14 protein-coding genes are annotated in these 20853 nt (G+C 72.3%); 8 read left to right on the top strand and 6 right to left on the bottom strand.

Annotation, left to right across the window (positions count from 1 at the left end; genetic code table 11):
• Positions 1–7: 7 nt before the first annotated feature.
• The 3 genes from FHX39_RS03935 to ahcY are packed head-to-tail and all read left to right on the top strand — an operon-like array spanning position 8 to position 3076.
• Positions 8–589 (top strand): TetR/AcrR family transcriptional regulator, encoded by a 582-nt coding sequence (locus tag FHX39_RS03935; RefSeq protein WP_183336888.1) that lies wholly within the window; start codon positions 8–10, stop codon positions 587–589.
• A 13-nt stretch (positions 590–602) separates the two neighbouring features.
• Positions 603–1586, top strand: a complete 984-nt coding sequence (locus FHX39_RS03940; RefSeq protein ID WP_183336889.1) for a cation diffusion facilitator family transporter — start codon at positions 603–605, stop codon at positions 1584–1586.
• Between the two features lie 53 nt (positions 1587–1639).
• Entirely contained in the window at positions 1640–3076 is a 1437-nt protein-coding gene (gene ahcY, locus FHX39_RS03945; RefSeq protein WP_183336890.1) for an adenosylhomocysteinase, read from the top strand.
• Between the two features lie 316 nt (positions 3077–3392).
• On the opposite strand, the gene FHX39_RS03950 is transcribed toward ahcY, so the two are convergent.
• The 4 genes from FHX39_RS03950 to FHX39_RS03965 all read right to left on the bottom strand — a co-directional run bounded on the left by FHX39_RS03950 (position 3393) and on the right by FHX39_RS03965 (position 10577).
• Positions 3393–5237, bottom strand: coding sequence for a putative nucleotidyltransferase substrate binding domain-containing protein (locus FHX39_RS03950; protein ID WP_183336891.1), 1845 nt, complete (start codon positions 5235–5237; stop codon positions 3393–3395).
• Positions 5238–5275: 38 nt separating this feature from the next.
• Entirely contained in the window at positions 5276–7888 is a 2613-nt protein-coding gene (locus FHX39_RS03955) for a PQQ-dependent sugar dehydrogenase (protein ID WP_183336892.1), read from the bottom strand.
• 180 nt (positions 7889–8068) lie between these two features.
• A complete protein-coding gene (locus tag FHX39_RS03960; protein WP_332836655.1) occupies positions 8069–8929 on the bottom strand; it encodes a glutamate ABC transporter substrate-binding protein in 861 nt (286 codons plus the stop codon).
• Positions 8930–8996: 67 nt separating this feature from the next.
• Positions 8997–10577 (bottom strand): amino acid permease, encoded by a 1581-nt coding sequence (locus FHX39_RS03965; RefSeq protein WP_198423253.1) that lies wholly within the window; start codon positions 10575–10577, stop codon positions 8997–8999.
• A 255-nt stretch (positions 10578–10832) separates the two neighbouring features.
• Between FHX39_RS03965 and FHX39_RS03970 the strand changes: the two genes are divergently transcribed.
• The 3 genes from FHX39_RS03970 to FHX39_RS21985 are packed head-to-tail and all read left to right on the top strand — an operon-like array spanning position 10833 to position 17737.
• Complete coding sequence (locus tag FHX39_RS03970; RefSeq protein WP_183336893.1) at positions 10833–14150, top strand: transglutaminase family protein; 3318 nt, start codon at positions 10833–10835, stop codon at positions 14148–14150.
• A 12-nt stretch (positions 14151–14162) separates the two neighbouring features.
• Complete coding sequence (locus tag FHX39_RS03975) at positions 14163–16865, top strand: circularly permuted type 2 ATP-grasp protein (protein ID WP_183336894.1); 2703 nt, start codon at positions 14163–14165, stop codon at positions 16863–16865.
• The gene (locus FHX39_RS21985; protein WP_183336895.1) at positions 16862–17737 is read left to right on the top strand and encodes a transglutaminase family protein; all 876 of its coding nucleotides are present in this window, start codon (positions 16862–16864) and stop codon (positions 17735–17737) included. Before FHX39_RS03975 ends, FHX39_RS21985 begins: the two co-directional genes overlap by 4 nt.
• An 18-nt stretch (positions 17738–17755) precedes the next feature.
• On the opposite strand, the gene FHX39_RS03985 is transcribed toward FHX39_RS21985, so the two are convergent.
• Positions 17756–18289 (bottom strand): SixA phosphatase family protein, encoded by a 534-nt coding sequence (locus tag FHX39_RS03985; protein ID WP_183336896.1) that lies wholly within the window; start codon positions 18287–18289, stop codon positions 17756–17758.
• A 288-nt stretch (positions 18290–18577) separates the two neighbouring features.
• On the opposite strand from FHX39_RS03985, the gene FHX39_RS21655 reads away from it, so the two are divergent.
• Complete coding sequence (locus tag FHX39_RS21655; RefSeq protein WP_269778507.1) at positions 18578–18712, top strand: hypothetical protein; 135 nt, start codon at positions 18578–18580, stop codon at positions 18710–18712.
• A gap of 357 nt (positions 18713–19069) precedes the next feature.
• On the opposite strand, the gene FHX39_RS03990 is transcribed toward FHX39_RS21655, so the two are convergent.
• Complete coding sequence (locus FHX39_RS03990; protein WP_183336897.1) at positions 19070–19369, bottom strand: DUF3039 domain-containing protein; 300 nt, start codon at positions 19367–19369, stop codon at positions 19070–19072.
• A 71-nt stretch (positions 19370–19440) separates the two neighbouring features.
• Between FHX39_RS03990 and FHX39_RS03995 the strand changes: the two genes are divergently transcribed.
• Positions 19441–20844: an MFS transporter gene (locus FHX39_RS03995; RefSeq protein ID WP_183336898.1), complete on the top strand. Its 1404-nt coding sequence runs from the start codon at positions 19441–19443 to the stop codon at positions 20842–20844.
• The last annotated feature ends 9 nt before the right edge of the window (positions 20845–20853 follow it).

Below are 20853 nucleotides of genomic sequence, written 5' to 3' on the forward strand. Positions count from 1 at the left end.
TCGGACGGTGGCGAGGTGGAGCCCGGACGCCCGGGGCCGGCTGGAGCGGGCGGCGCTCGAGCTGTTCGTCGAGCAGGGCTACGCCGCGACGACGGTCCCGGAGATCACCGCGCGGGCGGGGCTGACCACCCGGACGTTCTTCCGGCACTTCGCCGACAAGCGTGAGGTGTTCTTCGCCGGCGACGAGATCTCCGCCTTCGCCGGCCGGCTGCTCGCCGACGCGCCGGCCGACCTCGACCCCGTCGCCCTCCTGGAGGGGGGCCTGCGCCAGACGGCCGCGGCCCGGTTCGACGGACGCCGGGAGGAGGTCCGCCGGCGCCGCGACGTGATCCTGGCCGAGCCGGCGCTGCGCGAGCGCGACGCGCAGAAGCGTGACGACCTCGTCCGCGTCATCCGGCCGGCGCTCGTGGCCCGCGGCGTCGAGGAGCTGGAGGCCGCCCTGCTCGCCGAGCTCACCGTCCTCGTGCTGCACGTGGCCCTCGAGGCCTGGCTCGCCGAGCCGGTGGAGCGGCCGATGGGCGAGGTCGTCGCCGAGTGCTTCACCCGGCTGCGCGGCGTGCTGACGGCCGGCGACGTCCCTCAGGTCTGACAGGATCAGCCCCGTGAGCACAGAGGGTGGCAACAAGGCCGTCATCGCGGCGCTGTCCGCCAACCTGGCCATCGCGGCGGTCAAGTTCGGGGCCTTCGCCCTGACCGGGGCGTCCTCCATGCTCGCCGAGGCGATCCACTCGGTGGCCGACTCCGGCAACCAGGTGCTGCTGCTGGTCGGCGGCCGGCGCGCGAAGAAGGGCGTGACGGCGGAGCACCCGTTCGGCTACGGGCGTGAGCGCTACATCTTCGGCTTCATCGTGGCCGTGGTGCTGTTCAGCGTCGGCGGTCTGTTCGCGCTCTACGAGGCGTACCACAAGTGGCACGAGATCCGGCTGGGTCACGCGGACTCGTTGGCGGAGGGTCGCTGGTGGTGGGTGCCCCTGGTCGTCCTGGGCGCGGCGATCATCGCCGAGAGCCTCTCCTTCCGGACGGCGATCCGGGAGTCCAACCGCACCCGCGGCCAGCAGAGCTGGCCGAAGTTCATCCGCTCCGCCAAGGCGCCCGAGCTGCCGGTGGTCCTGCTCGAGGACTTCGCCGCGCTGATCGGCCTGGCCTTCGCGTTCGTCGGGATCCTGCTGACCCTGGTGACGGGCAACGGGCTGTTCGACGTGCTCGGCACCGCGCTGATCGGGCTGCTGCTCGTCGCCGTGGCCGTGACGCTGGCGATCGAGACCAAGAGCCTGCTGCTCGGCGAGTCGGCGGGTCCGGAGGTCGTACGCAGTATCGAGGCGGCCCTGGCCGGGACCGAGGGCGTGGAGCGGGTCATCCACATGAAGACGATGCACATGGGCCCCGAGGAGATCCTCGTCGCCGCCAAGTTCGCGGTCAGCCCCACGGAGCGGGCCGTCGAGATCGCCGAGACCATCGACCGGGCCGAGGTGGCCATCCGGGCCGCCGAGCCGATGGTGACCTCGCTCTACCTCGAGCCGGACGTCTACCGCGAGGACTACACCCCCGCGGCCCGACCGGAACGTCCGGGTCCCGCGGGCCACTGAGCCCCCGGGCGAGCGGCCCGTCCGGCTGGTCCGCCCGCACTAGGCTGGCGCCCATGGACTACCGCGTCGCCGACCTCTCGCTCGCCGAGCTGGGTCGCAAGGAGATCTCCCTCGCCGAGCACGAGATGCCGGGCCTGATGGAGATGCGCACGCGCTTCGCCGAGCAGCAGCCGCTCGCCGGGGCCCGGATCGCCGGGTCGATCCACATGACCGTGCAGACCGCCGTGCTCGTCGAGACCCTGGTCGCCCTCGGCGCCGACGTGCGCTGGGCGAGCTGCAACATCTTCTCGACGCAGGACGCGGCCGCGGCGGCCCTCGTCGTCGGCGACGGCACCCCGGAGGCCCCGGGCGGCGTGCCGGTGTTCGCCTGGAAGGGCGAGACGCTCACGGAGTACTGGGACTGCACCCGGGAGGTGCTCGGCTGGCCCGACGGCGAGCTGCCGAACATGATCCTCGACGACGGCGGCGACGCCACGATGCTCGTGCACCTGGCCGTCGAGGCGCAGAAGACGGGCGTCCTGCCGGAGGCGACCGAGGACGACCCGGAGGAGCTCCACGTCCTCTACGCCCTCATCGCCAAGACGATCGAGCAGGGCGTCGACTGGATCGCCATCTCCAGCTCGATCCGCGGCGTGACCGAGGAGACGACCACCGGCGTCCACCGCCTGTACGAGATGCTCCGCGAGCACAAGCTGCTCTTCCCGGCGATCAACGTCAACGACTCGGTCACCAAGAGCAAGTTCGACAACAAGTACGGCACCCGGCACTCGCTCATCGACGGGCTGAACCGCGCGACCGACGTCCTCATCGGTGGCAAGGTCGCTGTGGTCTGCGGCTACGGCGACGTGGGCAAGGGCTGCGCGGAGGCGTTGCGCGGCCAGGGCGCCCGGGTGATCGTCACCGAGGTCGACCCGATCTGCGCGTTGCAGGCCGCGATGGACGGGTTCCAGGTGACGACGCTGGAGAACGCGCTCGCCGAGGGTGACATCTACGTCACCGCGACCGGCTGCAAGGACGTCATCACCGCCGACCAGATGAGCCGGATGAAGCCGCAGGCCGTCGTGTCGAACATCGGGCACTTCGACAACGAGATCGACGTGGCCGGCCTGGCCCGCCGCGTCGACGCGACGAAGGTCAACATCAAGCCGCAGGTCGACCAGTGGGTCTTCGACGCCGGGACCGACGACGAGCGTTCGGTGATCCTGCTGAGCGAGGGCCGCCTGATGAACCTCGGCAACGCCACCGGCCACCCGAGCTTCGTGATGAGCAACTCGTTCACCAACCAGGTGCTCGCGCAGGTCGAGATCTTCACCAAGCCCGAGGAGTACCCCCTCGGCGTCTACACGCTGCCCAAGCACCTCGACGAGCTCGTCGCCCGCCTGCACCTCCCGGCCCTCGGCGTCGAGCTCACCGAGCTGACCCCGAACCAGGCCTCCTACCTCGGCGTCCAGCCCGAGGGCCCGTACAAGACGGACGACTACCGCTACTGACCCGTACGCCCGGGGCTCGCACTCGGTTCGAGCGCCCCGCATGATGAGGCCCGGGACGTTCGTCCCCATCCTCCCCACGAGTCCGAGGTTTTTCACGTTCACGTGAAAGTCCGGCGCTGACCACGGCAGATCTGCCGTGGTCAGTGCCAGTTTCCCGTGCAGGGCTGGACCGCTGCGGCGCTCGTACGGTCGACCCGTCTGGCCGGTCTCCCACCCGACCCTCGCCCCACGTTCGCTCGCCTTCGTGAGCTTCGCGCGGGTTGCAGCACGAGCGAACGCACCAAGAGCGAGCGAACGCCCCGCGTACGAGCGCGGGCTAGGAGACGGCCCACTCGTCGGTGGGGAGCCAGGCGGTGAGGTTGTCCATCCGCCGCTGGACGCCGGCGATCTCGCGGACGGCCGAGGCGATCACGCTGCGGTCGAGCGGGGACAGGTGCTCCAGGCGCAGCACGTCGGAGGGTCGCTCGCCGCGCGCGATCTGGTCGAGCTGCGCCTCCAGGCGCAAGCCCTGCAGCACCTCGAACACCTCGGCCAGGGTCCGTGCCTGCGCGGCGGGCAGCATCTCGCTCGTGCCGGACTCGCGCAGCCGCTCGGGCGTTGGCAGCGCGGCGACCCCGGCGCTGAGGGCGCCCCAGCGGGCGATGTTGGTGATCGGCAGCAGCGCGTGCGCCTTGATGTCGAACGTCTCCGGCCGACGGGCCAGGAGGTCGCGGACCGACCGCATGCGAGCGCGGTAGGCGAGGGTCTCCTTGAGCAGCAGCTGCATGGTCAGCGGGTGGGCGCGCAGGTCGTTGAAGACCCGCGCCACGGCCGGCAGGCCGGTGTCACCCCAGACGGGCCGGGCGTCGACGAGCAGCGACGTCATCATCGCGCCCTGGTTGACGATCGGGTTGTCCAGCCAGCCCTGCGCCGCCTTGCGCCACTCGCTCTTGGTCCGCGAGAAGTCGGGTCGGTACGCGGCCGCCCCGTGCCGGTCGTGGCCCAGCCCCGCCCGGGCGAGGAGGTCGTGCACCTCGGCGAACGCCCGGCGGAACTCCTTCACCGTGGCCGGTGGCAGGCCGTCGTCGAAGGACACGGCCGAGTCGACGTCGGAGCTCGGGACGGCCTCGCGGCGGCCGTTGCTGCCGATCGACAGCCAGGTGAAGCCCTGCCGCGGCAGATCCGGGTGCGCGTCGAGCACCAGCTCGATGGCACGACGCAGGCAGGCGTCGACCAGGGCCGAGTAGACGGCCAGGACGCGGGCGGAGCCGAGCCCGCCCTTGAGCAGCTCGGCCAAGAGCGCGGGGAGCCGGCGGCCCGTGGCGGCCAGGGTGTCGGCGTCGGGTGCCCGGCGCAGCTGCTCCTGCAGCCCCGTGCCGGCGGTCCCGGTCGCGACCACGACGTCGAGCGGGCACACGGCCCCGCGGACCGTCCCGCTCCGGTCGGCGACCAGGAGGTACTCGGCCTCGCGGTCCAGCATCGCGACCACCGCCTCGGTGACCGAGTCGTCCGGGGCGACGAGCACCGGGTCGGGGTCGGCGACCTCGCCTACGGGGGTGTCCATGGGACGTCCGGGGACGAGGACGGCCTCGCGCAGCAGCCGGTCGGTCAGCAGGCCGGGCCGTCCGTCGGCCATCGTCACGACGCAGTAGCCGACGTCCCGCTCGGACATGGCCTCCACGACCCGGCGCACCGGCTCGCTGCCGGCCACGACGAGGGGAGGGGTGCGCAGCAGGTCGGAGACCGTGGAGTACGTCGGCGCCGCCCGCCGGTGCAGCGCCGTCGACACCTCGCTGGCCAGGAACCGCGTCCCACCGCGTGACGTGAACGCGGGCAGCACGGCCGCCTCCGGGAGACGGGCCACGGTCGTGGGGCGCAGCGCCACCGCGCGCGGCCCGACGGGCTGGCCCGTGAGCATCGCGGAGAAGCCGAAGAGCCCGCCGGGCTCGAGCCGCTCCTGCGCCGGGCCGGCCAGCTGGTCGGCCTCGTTCCAGAGCCCGACCCGGCCGGCCACCACGACGAACACCTCGACGGTGGGCTCCGCGAAGGCATCGACGACCACCTCGCCCGCCCGGACGTCCTGCAGCTGCGCCGCCTCGGCCAGCGTCGTCAGCGCGTACCGGTCGAGCGAGTCGAAGGGCGGGTGCCCCGCCAGGAAGTCCTTCAGCGCCACCGCGTCCACGCCCCCCATGCTCTCAGCACGGGGGGCGTGGCGGGGGATCAGCAGTGCGTGCTGGTCTTGCCGGACTCGCGGTCGTAGAGGATGTAGCCGCCCACGAAGTCGGCGCGCCGACCGCCGTCCACGGCGTACTCGTCCTTGATCGGCAGGCCGAGGCACGACTTCTCGTAGCCCGCCCGCTTGTACTCCTGACGGACGAGCCCGTAGACCAAGTGGGCGCCGTGGGCCTTCGACCAGTAGATCGACCGGCCGTCGGTGAAGCCCTCGTACTCGCCGCCCTTGACCTTCTTCACGTCGGTCGCCGGCAGGCCGTACGCGTTCGGGCCGCCCGCGTCGAGGTACTTCGTCAGGATGGCCCCGCGGCTGACCGAGGTCTTGCCCTTGGTGATGTGGTAGATCCGGGCGTCCTCGAACACCGACGCCTGGCCGCCCTTGACGTCGACCTCGTCGGCGGTCGGGAAGCCGAGCTTGGCGATGCCGCCGGAGCCCAGGAACTTCTTGAGGATCAGGCCGTGCACCTCGTGCGCGCCGGTGTCCTCGCTCCAGATGAGGCGACCGCCCTGGTAGGTGCGGCTCCGCCCGCCGGTGCTGCTGTACTCGGCGCCCTTCGTCTTGCCCAGGAACGACTTCGCCCCGCCCAGCGCGGCGTACTTCTCCTCGATGAACGTCTTGTACGTGGCCGTCAGGGCCACGTCGCGGTCCGGCATGACGAACGTGTGGTTGGCCTTGCCGCCGTCGCTCCAGCTGACGAAGTGCTGGTAGCCGGACGTCTCGGGGGCGTCGAGCTGCACCTCCTGGGCCTCGACCTCGCGCGAGGAGAAGGTCGTGACGCCGTCGATGTTGACCGGGACCTTGCTCTTCACGGTGACCGTGCGGAGGTTGGGCCGGGCGAGGTAGACCTTCGAGACCTTGGCGCCGCGCTCGTCGGTCGCCGAGACGGTGATCTGCATCGACGTGTCCGAGCCGTGGTCGGTGAAGTCCTTGCTGTACGAGCCCCCGGTGGTGCGGCCGTCGGGGTGCAGGTGGCAGCTGTTCGGGAACGGGCAGTGCAGCAGGATCGTCTCGTAGGTGACGTCGAGCTTGCCGTCCTCCACGTCGGTCGCGGTCGCCGACAGCTTCACCGGCTCACCGACCTTGAAGAGCTTCGTCGCGGCGGGCGTCGTGACCGACAGGGCGGGGGAGTGGTTCGCGGGGTAGACGGTCACCTCGGCGGAGTCGCTCGCCCCGATCGAGTCGGTCGCGGTCACGCTGACCTTCTGGGCCGCGGTGCCGGTGTAGGTGTGCTTCGGCGTCTCGCCGGTCCCCGTGGACCCGTCGCCGAACTTCCAGGCGTAGGTCAGCTTGTCGCCGTCCGGGTCGTACGAGGCGGCGGCGGAGAAGGAGACCGTACGGCGGTCGGCGTCGGTGCTGAAGGTGATGTCGGCGGTGGGCTTGCGGTTGCCGCTGCCGTAGACGATCCGCTGGATCTTGCCCGACAGGATGTCGGCGTAGGTCATGTCGCCGTTCGGGCCCGCGTGGAACGCGACCGGTCCGCCGGCGCCCTTGATGAAGCCGCCGCCCTCGGGCTTGCGGGTCATCTTCCCGTTCGCGTCGACGGCCATGGTCCAGACCTGGTTGCGGGTGTAGTCGCCCAGGAAGTAGGAGTTCTTGTACTTCGCGGGGTAGGCCGAGCCCGTGTAGAGCGCGCCGCCGGTGATGGAGGCACCGCGCCCGGAGTGCGTGTAGGTCCAGATCGGGCGGACGTCCTTGTTCTTCTTGTACAGGGCCTTGCAGGTCGCGTACGTGCCGAAGCTGGTCCGCCGGGCGCCCTCCATGCAGGGCCAGCCGGCGTTCGCGCCGGAGCCGATCATGCTGACCTCCTCCACGTTGCGCCAGCCGACGTCGCCGACGTTGAGCAGCCCGGAGCGGGCGTCGATGCTGAAGCGGAACGGGTTGCGGAAGCCGTAGGCGTACACCATGCTCCGGATCGACGACGGCTTGTCGGCGTCGTAGAAGGGGTTCGTGCTCACGCCCCGGCCGTCCGGCGTGACGCGCAGGATCTTGCCGTGCGCGTCGTCGAGGTCCTGGGCGCGCAGCGCCTTCGGGTCCCCGTTGTTGCCCGCGTTGTCGCCGATGCTCCAGTAGAGGGAGCCGTCCGGCGCCGTGACCACGCTGTCCGGGCCGTGGGTCGTGCCGGTCTCGGTGATCTTGGGCGAGGTGTCGTCGCCGTCGACCACGGTCTTCGACTTCGTGAAGGTCGTCGGCGAGCCCGCGGGCAGCGCCTGCCACTCCTCGAGCATGGCGTGCCCGGTGCCGCCGACCTTGCCCTTGTCGTAGCTGAGGTAGACGTGACCGGTCGAGGCGTAGTCACGGGCGAGCGCGAGGCCCAGCAGACCGTGGTCGTCCACCGCCCGTACGCCGGGGACCTTGCCGATCTTGCGCGCCTTGCCGCCGTCGGGCACGAAGGTGATCGTGCCCTCCTTGCCGATGGTCAGCAGGCTGCCGTCGGGGAGCCAGGAGAAGTTGGTGAGCTCGTAGTCGTCCTGCCCGCTGTCGTAGCCGACCAGGGAGAAGCCGGCCGGGAGCTTCGGTGCGGCCTCCGCCGGTGCGGCGGACAGGACGGAGACCCCCACGAGAGCGAGGGCGGGAAGGGTGACGAGCAGGCGTCTGAGCATGAGCGGGACCTGAGTTCTCTCGGGCGGACCGGGGTCCGCGAGGAAGGACGCGGGCCCAGCCCCCCCGGGCCACCCGCGCGTCCAGTAGAACTCAGGTTCGACTCAGGAACAACGACCACGCGGGCGCGTCCCCCGACCGGAGGTCGAGGAGCGCGCCCGCGTGGCGGAGCAGGGTGAGGGTCAGTCGATCTCGGGCGGGCTCGGCAGGTCGTAGCCGGACGGGCCCACCGTCTTCTTCAACGCGGCCTTCCAGGAGCCGTCCGCGACGTACTCCTTGAGGGCGGCGTTCACCTTGGTGACCATCTCGGTGTCGCCCTTCTTGACCCCGATGCCGTAGCTCTCCTTCGAGAAGCCCCGGCCCACGAGGCGCAGCTTGCCCTTGTACTGGGGCTCGGCCGCGAAGCCGGCGAGGATCACGTCGTCGGTCGTGACGGCGTCGACCTCGCTGGCGGCCAGGGCAGCCACGCACTCGGAGTAGCGCGGCTTCTCCAGTAGCGTGACCTTGCCGCGGTGGTCCTTCAGGATGTTGTCGGCCGAGGTCGTGCCGGCCACCGTGCACAGGTTCCGGCCGTTGAGCGTCCCCGGGCCGGTGATGTCCTCCTCGTTGCGCCGGACCAGGAGGTCCTGCTCGGCGTCGAAGTACGGCCCGGCGAAGTCGACGACCTGCTTGCGCTCGTCGGTGATGGAGAAGGTCGACACGATCAGGTCGGCACCGCCGGAGGTCAGCAGCTGCTGACGCGTGTCGCCCTCCGCCTCGACGAACGTGATGTTCTCCGCCGGCACGCCGAGGGCCTTGGCCACGTAGGTCGCGGTCTCGACGTCGAAGCCGGTGTAGGTGTCACCGTCCTTCATCCCGATCCCGGGCTCGTCGACGGGGATGCCGATGGTGAGCTTCCCGCCGCTCGAGGCGCCGGGCACCAGCGAGGGCGACGCGTTCGGCTCGGCGGTCCCCCCGCAGGCGGCGAGGGTCGTGACCAGGAGGGCCGAGCCGACGGTCGCGAGCGCGATCCGTCCGGCCCGGCGGGTCCGCTGTGCGTTCACCGTGATGCTCCTTTGCTCAGGGTGCTGCTCAGGTGGGTTGCTTCAGGTGGGTTGCTGCCGGTCCGACTCAGCCGGGGAGCTGGGTGGAGTCCTGCTTGTCCTTGTCCAGGTCGTCGGGGCTGACGTCGGAGCCGTAGGTCGGGCCGTTGAGCGACCAGACCGCCTTGAGCCGGTCGTTCGTGTTCTCCACGACCTTGGGCTTGACCACGCGCCACCCGATGGTGAGGGCGAGGATCAGGAGCGGGATCCCGAACACGACGACGAGGAAGCTCGTCTTGTGCAGGAACTCCGGCGAGCTCTGCCAGCCCGAGACCGCCAGGCCGATCAGCACGAGGGCCAGGAAGACCAGCCCGACGTAGCTCGTGTAGGGCGATCCCGGGGCCTGGAACGGGCTGGCCGGGACGACGCCGCGGTCGCTCAGCTGCCGCAGCCGGATCTGGCAGGCGAAGATCGTGCCCCACGTCCAGAGGATCATGATCGACGTCGCCTCGACCGCGATCTCGAAGGCGTCCGGGGTGAGCGCGTTCAGCACCGAGCCGAGGACGAAGACGATCGAGGTCATGAGGATGCCGGCGTACGGGACGCCCGACTTGCTCATCTTCAGCGTGAACTTCGGCGCCTGGTCGCTCATGCCGAGGCTGCGCAGCACGCGGCCGGTGGAGTAGAGGCCCGAGTTGAGGCTCGACATGGCCGCGACGATGAGGACGGCCTGGATGAGCGCGCCCATCCAGCTCAGGCCGAGCCGCTCGAAGACGGTGACGAAGGGGCTGGTGCCCGCGGTGTAGTCCTGCGTCGGCAGCATGCAGACGAGCAGCAGGATCGAGCCGATGTAGAAGACGGCGATGCGGAAGATGACCGCGTTGACGGCCTTCGGCACCTCCTTCTTGGCGTTGGCCATCTCGCCGGCGGCGACGCCGACCATCTCGATCGCGGCGTAGGCGAAGACGACGCCGGACATGACGAGGATCGGGCCGTACCAGTTGTAGTCACCGCTGGAGGGCCAGAAGCCGCCCGGGTTGCTCCACAGGTTCTGGAAGCCGGCCTTGTGGCCGCCGATGTCGAACCCGCCGATGACGACGACCAGGCCCACGAGCAGGAAGACCACGATCGCGCCGACCTTGAGGATGGCCGCCCAGAACTCGAACTCGCCGAACGCGCGCGCCGACAGCAGGTTGATCGAGAGCACCACCACGAGAGCCACGAGGACCGTGATCCAGGTGGGCAGCGTCGGGAACCAGTACTGCATGTAGAGGCCCACCGCGGACAGCTCGGCGATGCCGGTCAGCGCCCAGTTGAGCCAGTAGACCCAGCCCGTGACGAAGGCCCACTTCTCGCCGAAGAACTCGCGCATGTACGAGACGAAGGCGCCCGACGTGGCGCGGTGCAGCACCAGCTCGCCGAGGGCCCGCATCAGGAAGTAGGCGATGACGCCGACGACGGCGTAGCTGATGATCAGGGCGGGGCCTGTGCTGTGCAGCCGCGAGGCCGAGCCGAGGAACAGCCCGGTGCCGATCGCGCCGCCGATGGCGATCATCTGGACGTGGCGGCTGCTGAGCGTCTGCTGGTAGCCGGCCTGCTCCGCGTCGAGGCCCGTGTGCTCGGTCTCCGCAGGCTCGGTGGCGTCGGTCGCCTTGGTGTCCTGGCTCATATCGTCCTCGAGGGGGGTCGTGACCGTGCGGTCGGTGTGGGGGAAGACAGGGGTGCCTCAACGAGCACACTGTCGGCTGGGTTCCCGCTTGGCAAGGACCTGCGTGTAACGGTCCGTCGTACGGATGTTCGCGCGTCGTTCACCTCCGCCGCGGGGAGGTGTCCGGCGTCGCCGGCCCCGCTAGGGTCGTGCACCGGGGTCTCGCACGGGTGCGCGGTCGTCGGCGGAGGATCCAGGGGAAGAGGAGAGAGGCCGATGAGCATCAAGGTCGCGCTCGAGCACCGCACCACGTACCGGTTCGGTGCGCCGACCCAGCTGTACCCGCACGCGGTCCGGCTGCGGCCTGCGCCGCACACCCGGACGCCGGTCGAGGCGTACTCGCTGACGGTCACCCCGGCCGACCACTTCCTCAACTGGCAGCAGGACCCGTTCGGCAACTGGGTGGGCCGGCTCGTCTTCCCCACGCTGGCGCGCGAGCTGGAGATCACCGTCGGCCTGGTCGTCGACCTCGGGGTGATCAACCCGTTCGACTTCTTCGTCGAGGAGTACGCCGAGACCTTCCCCTTCACCTACGACGCCGAGCTCGCCGCGGACCTCGGGCCCTACCTGGCCAAGCCGGACGACGCCCCCGGACCGCTGTTCACCGGCTGGCTCGACGGGCTCCCGCTCGACCTGTCCACCCCGCAGCGCACCGTCGACTTCCTGGGCGCGCTCAACGGGCTCGTGACCGGCCGGGTCGCCTACTCGGTCCGCATGGAGACCGGCGTGCAGACGCCGGACCAGACCCTCGAGCGGGGCATCGGCTCGTGCCGGGACTCGGCCTGGCTGCTGGTCGAGGCGCTGCGGCACTTCGGGCTCGCCGCCCGGTTCGTCTCCGGCTACCTCGTCCAGCTCTCCTCCGACGACCCGGCGCAGGGCGGGCCGAAGGAGGACTTCACCGACCTGCACGCCTGGGCCGAGGTGTACGTGCCGGGCGCCGGCTGGATCGGCCTGGACGCGACGTCGGCGCTGTTCGCGGGCGAGGGCCACATCCCGCTCTCGGCCACGCCGACCCCGGCGTCGTCCGCCCCGATCACCGGCGCCACCGGGCCCGCGGACGTCGACTTCTCCTTCTCCAACACCGTGCGCCGGATCCACGAGGACCCGCGCGTCACCAAGCCGTACGCGCCCGGGCAGGTCGAGGCGCTGCAGCGCTCCGGCGCGGCCGTGGACGAGCGGCTGCGCGCCGCCGGGCTGGCGCTGACCATGGGCGGCGAGCCCACCTTCGTGTCGCGCGACGACATGGTGAGCCCGCAGTGGACCGTGGCGGCCGACGGCCCGGAGAAGCGGCTGGCGGCCAACCGGCTCGCCGGGGCGCTCGCCGAGCGGTACGCCACCGGTGGCCTGGTCCAGCGCAGCCAGGGCAAGTGGTACCCGGGCGAGCCGCTGCCGCGCTGGCAGATCGGGTTGATCTGGCGCCCGGACGGCACCCCGGTCTGGAGCGACCCCGCCCGCCTGGTCGACCCGTTCGACGAGACGCAGGCGAGCCCGGACGCGGCCGGGCAGGCGCGCGCGCTGGCGTCGGCGATCGCGACGGACCTCGGGCTGCCGGCCGACCAGCCGCTGGGCTGCTACGAGGACCCGCTCGCCGTGCTCGCCGTCGAGGTGCGCCGGCCCGAGGGCCCGCGGCCCGAGCTGGACCCGGAGTCGGCCGACCCGGAGGTCGTCGCCACGCTCGACGCCGCCACCGAGCCCGTCGCCTGGGCCCTGCCGATCGTGCCGGCCTGGTTCGGCGACGTCTGGGCGAGCCCCGCCTGGCGGACCCGCCGCGGCCGGCTCGTCCTCGTCCCTGGTGACTCCCCGGCCGGCGCCCGGCTGCCGCTCAGCTCGGTCGCGTGGCGCGACCCGGACTACGTCGGCGAGCCGTCGTACGTCTCCCCGCCCCCGGACCTCTCCGCCTCGGTGGGCCGCCCGCAGGCGGTCGTCGTCGACCCGGTCGAGGTGCCGACGCGCACCGCGATCGTCGTCCAGGCGCGCGACGGGTACGTGCACGTCTTCCTGCCACCGGACGAGCAGCTCGAGCGCTGGCTCGAGATCGTCGGCCTGGTCGAGCGGGCGGCGGCGGCGACCGGGGCCCGCGTCGTGCTCGAGGGCTACGGCCCGCCGCCGGACCCGCGTGTCACGCAGCTGCTCGTCACCCCCGACCCGGGCGTGATCGAGGTCAACCTGCACCCCACCAGCAGCTGGGAGGACCTCAGCGAGCTGACCCACACCCTGTACGCGCTCGCCGCCGAGCAGCGCCTCGGCACCGAGACGTTCGCGATCGACGGGCGCCACTCGGGCACCGGCGGCGGCAACCACATCACCCTCGGCGGAGCCACGCCGGCGACCTCGCCGATGCTGCTCCGGCCCGACCTGCTGGTCAGCATGCTGACCTGGTGGCAGCGTCACCCGTCGCTGTCGTACGTCTTCTCCGGTCGGTTCGTCGGCCCGACGAGCCAGGCGCCGCGGTTCGACGAGGGCCGGCCCGAGAGCCTGTACGAGATGGAGATCGCCTTCGCGGAGATCGAGACGTACACCCCGCCCGCCGAGGACGACCCCGAGCACCCCGAGGCGCGGCGGCGCGGCCTGCCCTGGATGACCGACCGGGCGCTGCGGCACCTGCTGACCGACCTGACCGGCAACACGCACCGGGCCGAGTTCTGCATCGACAAGCTCTACAGCCCCGACTCCGCCCGCGGGCGGCTCGGCCTGCTGGAGCTGCGCGGCTTCGAGATGCCGCCGCACCCCGACATGGCCCTGGTGCAGGCGCTGCTCGTGCGCGCCCTCGTGGCCCGCTTCGCCGAGGAGCCGTTCTCCGCGCCGCTGGTGCGGTGGGGCACCGCCCTTCACGAGCGGTTCCTGCTGCCGCACTTCGCCATGGCCGACCTCGGGGAGGTGGTCGCCGACCTGCGCGCCCACGGCTTCGAGATCGAGGAGTCCTGGTTCGCGCCGTACGCCGAGTTCCGCTTCCCGCGGCTGGGCGTGGCCCGCGCCGGCTCGGTCGACCTCGAGCTGCGCCAGGCGATCGAGCCCTGGAACGTGCTCGGCGAGGAGGCGACCTCCGGCGGGACCGCGCGCTTCGTCGACTCCTCGACCGAGCGGATCCAGGTCCTGGTCTCGGGCTTCGCCCCGGAGCTGCACCTGGTGACCTGCAACGGTGTCGCTGTGCCCATGACGCCGACGGGCACGCCGGGGGAGTACGTGGCCGGCGTCCGCTTCCGCGCCTGGAAGCCGTGGTCCTCGCTGCACCCGACGCTGGAGATCGACGCCCCGCTGCGCGTCGAGGTCGTCGACCGGGCCAACCGCGTCTCGTTGGGCGGGGCGACCTACCACGTCGTGCACCCGGGCGGTCGTTCGTACGACACCCCGCCGGTCAACGCGCACGAGGCGGAGGCCCGCCGGGCCCGGCGCTTCGAGGCGATGGGGCACACGGCCGGCGAGATCGACGTCACCGCGCTCGAGGCCGAGCTGCTTCGCCGCACGAACGACGGCACCGACTACCCGGTGACCCTCGACCTGCGCCGTCGCGTGCCCACGTCCTGGGGTCGCTGAGGTGGGCACCCCATGACGCTCCTCGGTCGCTACCTCGAGGCCGCGCGGCAGCCCGACGCCGAGCAGGCGGGGGCCGGCTTCGACGAGCTCGTCGGCCCCGACGGCGCCCCGCGCCCGGCCTGGGCCGACCTCGTCGACGGGCTCGCCGAGGCGTCGGACGACCTCGCCTCGGCCCGCCGGGAGGTCGCGCGGCTGCTCGAGGACGACAACGTCACCTACACCCCGAGCCCCGCGTCGACGCGCTCCATCGCCGACGCGCCGACCGACGCCCCGCCCGCCCCGGCGGCGCTCGAGCAGCCCCGGCCCTGGCGGCTCGACCCGCTGCCGCTCGTCCTGCACGAGCGCGAGTGGGCGACGCTCGAGGCCGGCGTCGTCCAGCGCGCCGAGCTGCTCGACGCGGTCCTGGCCGACCTGTACGGCGCGCGCCGGCTGCTGGCCCGCGGCCAGCTGCCGCCCGCGGCCGTGCTCGACCACGAGGAGTATCTGCGGCCCGTCGTGGGGGCCGACAGCGTGGTCGACCAGCGGCTCTTCATGACCGGCACCGACCTCGGGCGCGACGCGAGCGGGGCCTGGAAGGTCATCGCCGACCGGACGCAGGCCCCGTCCGGCGCCGGCTTCGCCATGCAGAACCGGCGTGTCGTCTCCCGGGTGCTGCCCGACCTCTACCATGCCGCCCGGCTGCACCGCCTGACGCCGTTCTTCCAGGCGATGCGGGTGGCGCTCGTCGAGTCGGCCCCGAGCACGGTCGAGGACCCGCGCGTCGTCGTGCTGAGCCCGGGCACGCACTCCGAGACCGCGTTCGACCAGGCCTTCGTCGCCTCCCTGCTCGGCTACCCGCTGCTCGAGGGCAGCGACCTGCTGGTGCGCGAGGGCCGCGTCTGGATGCGGGTGCTCGGCCGGCTCGAGCAGGTCGACGTGATCCTGCGCCGGGTCGACTCGACCTGGATGGACGCGCTCGAGCTCCGGGGCGGCTCCCGCCTCGGCGTCACCGGGCTGCTGGAGTGCGTGCGGCAGGGGACCGTGAGCGTGGTCAACACGATCGGCTCCGGCGTCCTGGAGAACCCGGCGCTGCTGCCCTTCCTGCCCGAGCTGTGCGAGCGGCTGCTGGGCGAGCCGCTGCGGCTCCCGTCGGTCGACACCTGGTGGTGCGGCGACGACGAGGGGCGGGCGTACGTCCTCGCCCACCTCGACGACCTCGTCGTGCGCCCGGTCAGCCGCGGGCACGCCCGCAGCGTGGTCGGCGGCGCCCTGAGCCGGGAGCAGCGCGAGCGGCTGGTGGCCCGGATCGAGGCGACCCCGCACCACTTCGTGGGCCAGGAGGTGCTGCCGCTCTCGTCTGCGCCGACCGTCCCCGACGACCCGGCCGCCGGCTCGGCCGGGCTGGTCCGGCGCAGCGTCGTGCTGCGCACGTTCGCGGTGCGCAGCGGCAGCTCCTACACCGCCATGCTCGGCGGTCTGGCCCGGACGAACGACGAGGACGCGGCCGATCGCGGACCCCTGGTGACGTCGCCCGACGGCGGCGTGGCCAAGGACGTCTGGGTCGTGCGCAGCGAGGCGGGCCCGACCTCACGGGTCGCCACCACCCGCAGCCGGGCGGAGGAGGGCAGCGCCGTGCTGCCCGGGGCGGCGACGGCGGCGATGGTGCCGCGCGTGCTGAGCGACCTCTACTGGTTCGGTCGCTACGCGGAGCGGGCGGAGGACCTGCTGCGCCTGGTCCTGGCCAGCCGGACCGTCAGCATCGAGACCGACGTCGACGTGCGGCCCGGGCACGCCCTCGACGTGCTGCTGCAGGCGCTGACCCACGTCAGCACCACCTACCCGGGCTTCCTCGCGCTGCCCGACGACCCCGTCGAGCGGCGCGCGGCCGTCATGCCGGAGCTGCGGTCGCTCATGCTCGACCGTCGCCGCCCCGGGTCGGTGGCGCAGTCGCTCCAGGCGCTCACCGTGAACGCCCAGGGCGTGCGCGACCAGCTGTCGGAGGACGTCTGGATGGTCCTCGCCGACGCGGAGCGGGCGCTGCAGGCGCTCGGCCGGCAGCCGCAGGACCAGGGCCTCCATCTCAACGAGGCCGGGGAACGCGTCCTGTCCGGGCTGCTCGCCCTCTCCGGCATCGCCGGGGAGAACATGGTCCGCGACCCCGGCTGGCTGCTGCTCGACACCGGTCGCGGCCTGGAACGCGCCCTGCAGGTGCTCAGCCTGCTGCGCACGACGCTCGTCGACTCGTACGGCCCGGACGTCGACCGGGCGGTGCTCGAGGCCGCGCTGACGTCGAGCGAGTCGATCGTCACGTTCCGCCGGCGCTACCGGGGACGTTCCGGGGTGCCGGCCGTGGTCGAGCTGCTGGTCGTCGATGCGTCCAACCCGCGCTCGGTGGCCTACCAGCTGCAGCGCATGCAGGCCGACCTGCGGGCCATCCCCAACACCTCGCCGACGGCCCGGCCGCTCCGGCTGCTGGACCGGCTGGTCGAGACCGTGCGGCTGGCCGACCCGGTCGCCCTCGGCACCGTCCTGCCGCCGGCGGGCGACGCCCTGCCGGGCACGCCGGGGCGGCGCGACGCGCTGGAGGAGTTCTGCGCGGACCTGCACGGGTCCCTGCGCGAGCTGTCCACGGCCGTGCGCGACCACTACCACGAGCCGCCGCCCACCCAGCAGTCCCTGCAGCGTCAGCAGGCGCTGGCCGTGTGGGCGCGCGAGCAGGAGGGGAGCACCCCGTGACGCGCTACCGGATCGAGCACGTCACGCGCTACGACTACGACGCCGACGTGACGGGCAGCTTCGGGCAGTTCCACCTCACGCCGCGCGCGCTGCCCTGGCAGGACGTGCAGTCGTGCGAGCTGAGCATCGAGCCCACCCCGGGCACGCTGCTCTCCCACACCGACCTCTACGGCAACACCAAGTCGTCGTTCCACGTCACCAATCCGCACACCGAGCTCGTGGTGCGCGCGGTCAGCGTCGTCGACGTGGTCCCGCCGGTGCTGCCGCCCGAGGCCCTCGCCGTCCCCTGGGAGGATGCGCGACCCACCGTGCGGACCGACGAGCCGGACGCGTGGGAGGCGACGGACTTCACGTTCCCGTCGCCGTACGTCGACGTCCCGGCCGAGGTCGAGGCGTACGCGCGGGTGTCCTTCACCCCCGGCCGCCCGCTGGGGGAGGCGGCGACCGAGCTCATGCACCGCGTGCACGACGACTTCGCCTACCGGCCACGTTCCACGATCATCGGCGAGAAGGTCGTGGACCTGCTGGTCAAGCGGCACGGCGTCTGCCAGGACTTCTCGCACGTGATGGTGGCCGGGCTCCGCTCGCTCGGCCTCGCCGGGCGCTACGTCAGCGGCTACCTCGCCACCCGCCCGCCGCCCGGCCGGCCGCGCCTCGTCGGCGCGGACGCCAGCCACGCCTGGGTCGGGGTCTGGGTGCCCGGTGCCGGCTGGCTGCATCTCGACCCGACCAACGACCGGCTGACCGACGCCTCCCACGCGACGGTGGCCTGGGGGCGCGACTACGGCGACGTGCCGCCCGTGCGCGGCGTGATCTTCACCGAGTCGAAGAACTCGACGATGAAGGTCTCCGTCGACATGGCACCGGCCTGACGTCTGTCCTCGCCCGGCTCAGCCGCGCGGGGCCTCGTACGCGGTGAGGGCGGCGTTGCCCGGGCCGAGGTCGTCCCAGGACCCGAAGACGGCGAAGACGGCGATGCCGCTGGTCTTGTACTTGCCCAGCGGGCCGTCCCCGGAGACGCGGTTGAGGCGCTGGGCCAGGTCTGGCAGGCCGGGTCCGTGACCCACGAGCACGACGGTCGTGACGGTGGCGGGCAGCGCGTGCAGGAGGTCGAGGAGCGTGTCGGACCAGGCCTCGTAGATCGTGCTCTCGAACCGCACCGGGACCGTTCCGAGGGCGTCGGGCTCGGCCTCGACCACGCGGTCCCAGGTCTGCCGGGTGCGGACCGCCGTCGAGCACAGCACCAGGTCGGGCCGGCCGACGTGCTCGGCCAGCCAGTGCCCGGCGGCGGCGGCGTCGCGCCGGCCACGCGGGGAGAGCGGTCGGGCCACGTCGGCGAGGTCGCCGTCCCACGACGACTTGGCGTGGCGGAGCAGGACGAGCCGGCGCAGCGGGGGCGTGTCCTCAGCCCGGGCGGTGACCATGGGGCTAGACGGTAGCCGGGTCCCCACCCCTGGAGCTCGGCCCATGACCCGCAGGCGTGCCGGCGACGGAGTCCTCGTGCGGCGCACCGGTGGCCTGGTCCTGGTCGAGCGGGGTCCAGGTCACCTGCGCCTCGGTGACGGTGACCGGCCTCGGCCGCACGAGCGTCGGTCCGTAGCGGACGACCGGCCGCGCCCGACGAGGGCACCGACCCGACGAAGCGACCCTTCAGCTCACCGGGGACGTACGCCGTCGACAACGCCTCCAGCCTGGTCACCACCCAGGCCGTCGTGCAGTGCGCGGGCCCGGAGCAGACCTGGACCTTCACCGCCGAGGGCGACCCGGCGACCGGTCAGATCAACTGCGCGATCGAGCCGGCCCGCAGCGCCGCCCTGGCTCGATCCGTCTTCGCCCAGAGCTGCTGAGCGGTCTCACTCGCGCGTCGTTCTGCGCGCCGGCTGTGCGGCGTCTTCAGACCGGTGCGGCATCATCGTGCCGCGTCGTCGACCCGCCTTGCGCGTCTTCCCGCTCCGGTCTGAAGACGCGTACGTGCTGCGTCTTGTGGGCTGCGTCTTCCGGTTCTGGTCTGAAGACGCGTACGTGCTGCGTCTTGTGGGCCGCGTCTTCCCACTCTGGTCTGAAGACGCGTACGTGCTGCGTCTTGTGGGCCGCGTCTTCCGGCTCTGGTCTGAAGACGCGTACGTGCTGCGTCCTGCGGGCTGCGTCTCCCGGCTCTGGTCCGAAGACGCGACAGCCCGCGTACGCAGCGGGGGCGAGCGGCCCTACTTGTCCTTGCCGCCCTTGAAGCCGCCCGAGCCCTTGTCGGGCTTGCCCGGCTTGAGGCCCTCCCAGATCTCCTTGCACTCCGGGCAGACCGGGAAGCGCTCGGGGTCGCGGCTGGGGATCCAGGTCTTGCCGCAGAGGGCGACCACGGGCGTGCCCATGACCATCGCCTCGGTCAGCTTCTCCTTCGGCACGTAGTGCGCGAACTTCTCGTGGTCGCCGTCCTCGACGCGGAACTCGCGCGTCTCGGTCCGCTCGTCGACGATCGTCTCGGCCCCGGGTGCTGTCTGCTGACTCACGCCGACATTCTAGAGACGTCCGCCGAAGCCGGCACCCTGCCGAGGCCGCGAACTGTGGTGAACTTGGCCCAGTGAGCCAGCCCGAGACGATGCCCGCAGAGCTGGGGTCGCCGCTGCCGCTGTCGCAGCGCCGGCTGACGATCGGGCTCTGCACCCTCACCGTGTCCATCGCCTTCGAGGCGATCGCGGTCGCGACGGCCATGCCGGTCGCGGCGCAGGACCTGAACGGGATCCGCTACTACGCCTGGGCGTTCTCCCTCTTCGTCATCGGCATGCTGCTGTCGACCGTCATCACCGGGCGGATCTGCGACCGGCTCGGGCCGTCCCGCCCGATGCTGGTCGGGCTCGGCGTCTTCGCCGTGGGCCTCGTCGTCGCCGGCACGGCCACGACGATGCTCCAGCTCGTGGGTGGCCGGTTCGTCCAGGGCCTGGGCGGCGGAGCGCTCAACACCGCGATGTTCGTCATGGTGGCCAAGGCCTACCGCCCGGCCCAGCGACCGCGCCTGTTCACCTTCATCTCCACCGCCTGGGTGCTGCCGTCCTTCGTCGGCCCGCCCGTGTCGGCCTGGCTGACCTCCCACCTCTCCTGGCACTGGGTGTTCTTCGCCGACCTCCCGCTCGCCGTCATCGGTGGCGCGATGGTGCTGCCGACCCTGCGCGTGATGATGCGCATCCCGATGCCGGAGGTGGCCGAGGGCGAGGGGTCGGGCCTGCGCCCCGCGCCGATCTGGGCGGCCCTCGCGGTCGCGGTCGACGCGGCCGCGCTTCAGACGGCGGGCCAGCGGCTCGACTGGTGGTCCGTGCTGCTGCTCGTCGTGGCCCTCGGGCTGCTCGGGCTCGGTCTGCCCCGGCTGATGCCGGCCGGGTTCCTGCGGCTGGGCCGCGGCCTCTCCAGCGTGGTGCTGGCGCGCAGCCTGCTGCCGGGCGCGTACTTCGGCGGTGAGGCGTTCCTGCCGCTGATGCTCGTCGAGCAGCGCCACGTCCCGCTGCTGCTCGCCGGGGGGACGCTCACCGTCGGCGCGATCGGCTGGACGACGGGGTCGTTCCTGCAGGCCAACCGCCGGCTCCCGCTGCGCCGTGACCAGCTCATCACCATCGGCTGCCTGAACGTGGCGATCGGCCTCGCCCTCGCGGGCGTGATCGCCCTCGTGCCGACCCTCCCGTACGCGCTCATCGCCGTGGCCTGGGTGTTCGCGGGCCTGGGCATGGGCTTCGCCACGGCGAGCACCTCGCTGGCCACGATCACGCTCTCGCCCGAGGACGCCCAGGGCCGCAACGGCTCCTCGCTCAACCTCGGCGACGCGCTCGGGTCGAGCATCTTCGTCGGCCTGGCCGGGACGATCTTCGGCTTCCTGCACCCGACCGGGAACCTCGCGACCACCTTCGGCGCCGTGCTCCTGAGCATGAGCGTGGTGGCCGTGCTGGGCATGCTCGCGTCCCTGCGCGTCGGGCCGGTCAGCGACCCGACCGACTAGATCTCCACC

Source organism: Microlunatus antarcticus, from assembly GCF_014193425.1.
Classification (GTDB): domain Bacteria; phylum Actinomycetota; class Actinomycetes; order Propionibacteriales; family Propionibacteriaceae; genus Microlunatus; species Microlunatus antarcticus.

Bases quoted from the DNA above. Each gene is read 5' to 3' on its own strand.
- FHX39_RS03975 (WP_183336894.1), top strand. From the start codon at position 14,163: ATGACGCTCCTCGGTCGCTACCTCGAGGCCGCGCGGCAGCCCGACGCC.
- ahcY (WP_183336890.1), top strand. From the start codon at position 1,640: ATGGACTACCGCGTCGCCGACCTCTCGCTCGCCGAGCTGGGTCGCAAG.
- FHX39_RS03985 (WP_183336896.1), bottom strand. From the start codon at position 18,289: ATGGTCACCGCCCGGGCTGAGGACACGCCCCCGCTGCGCCGGCTCGTC.
- FHX39_RS03965 (WP_198423253.1), bottom strand. From the start codon at position 10,577: ATGAGCCAGGACACCAAGGCGACCGACGCCACCGAGCCTGCGGAGACC.
- FHX39_RS03970 (WP_183336893.1), top strand. From the start codon at position 10,833: ATGAGCATCAAGGTCGCGCTCGAGCACCGCACCACGTACCGGTTCGGT.
- FHX39_RS03955 (WP_183336892.1), bottom strand. From the start codon at position 7,888: ATGCTCAGACGCCTGCTCGTCACCCTTCCCGCCCTCGCTCTCGTGGGG.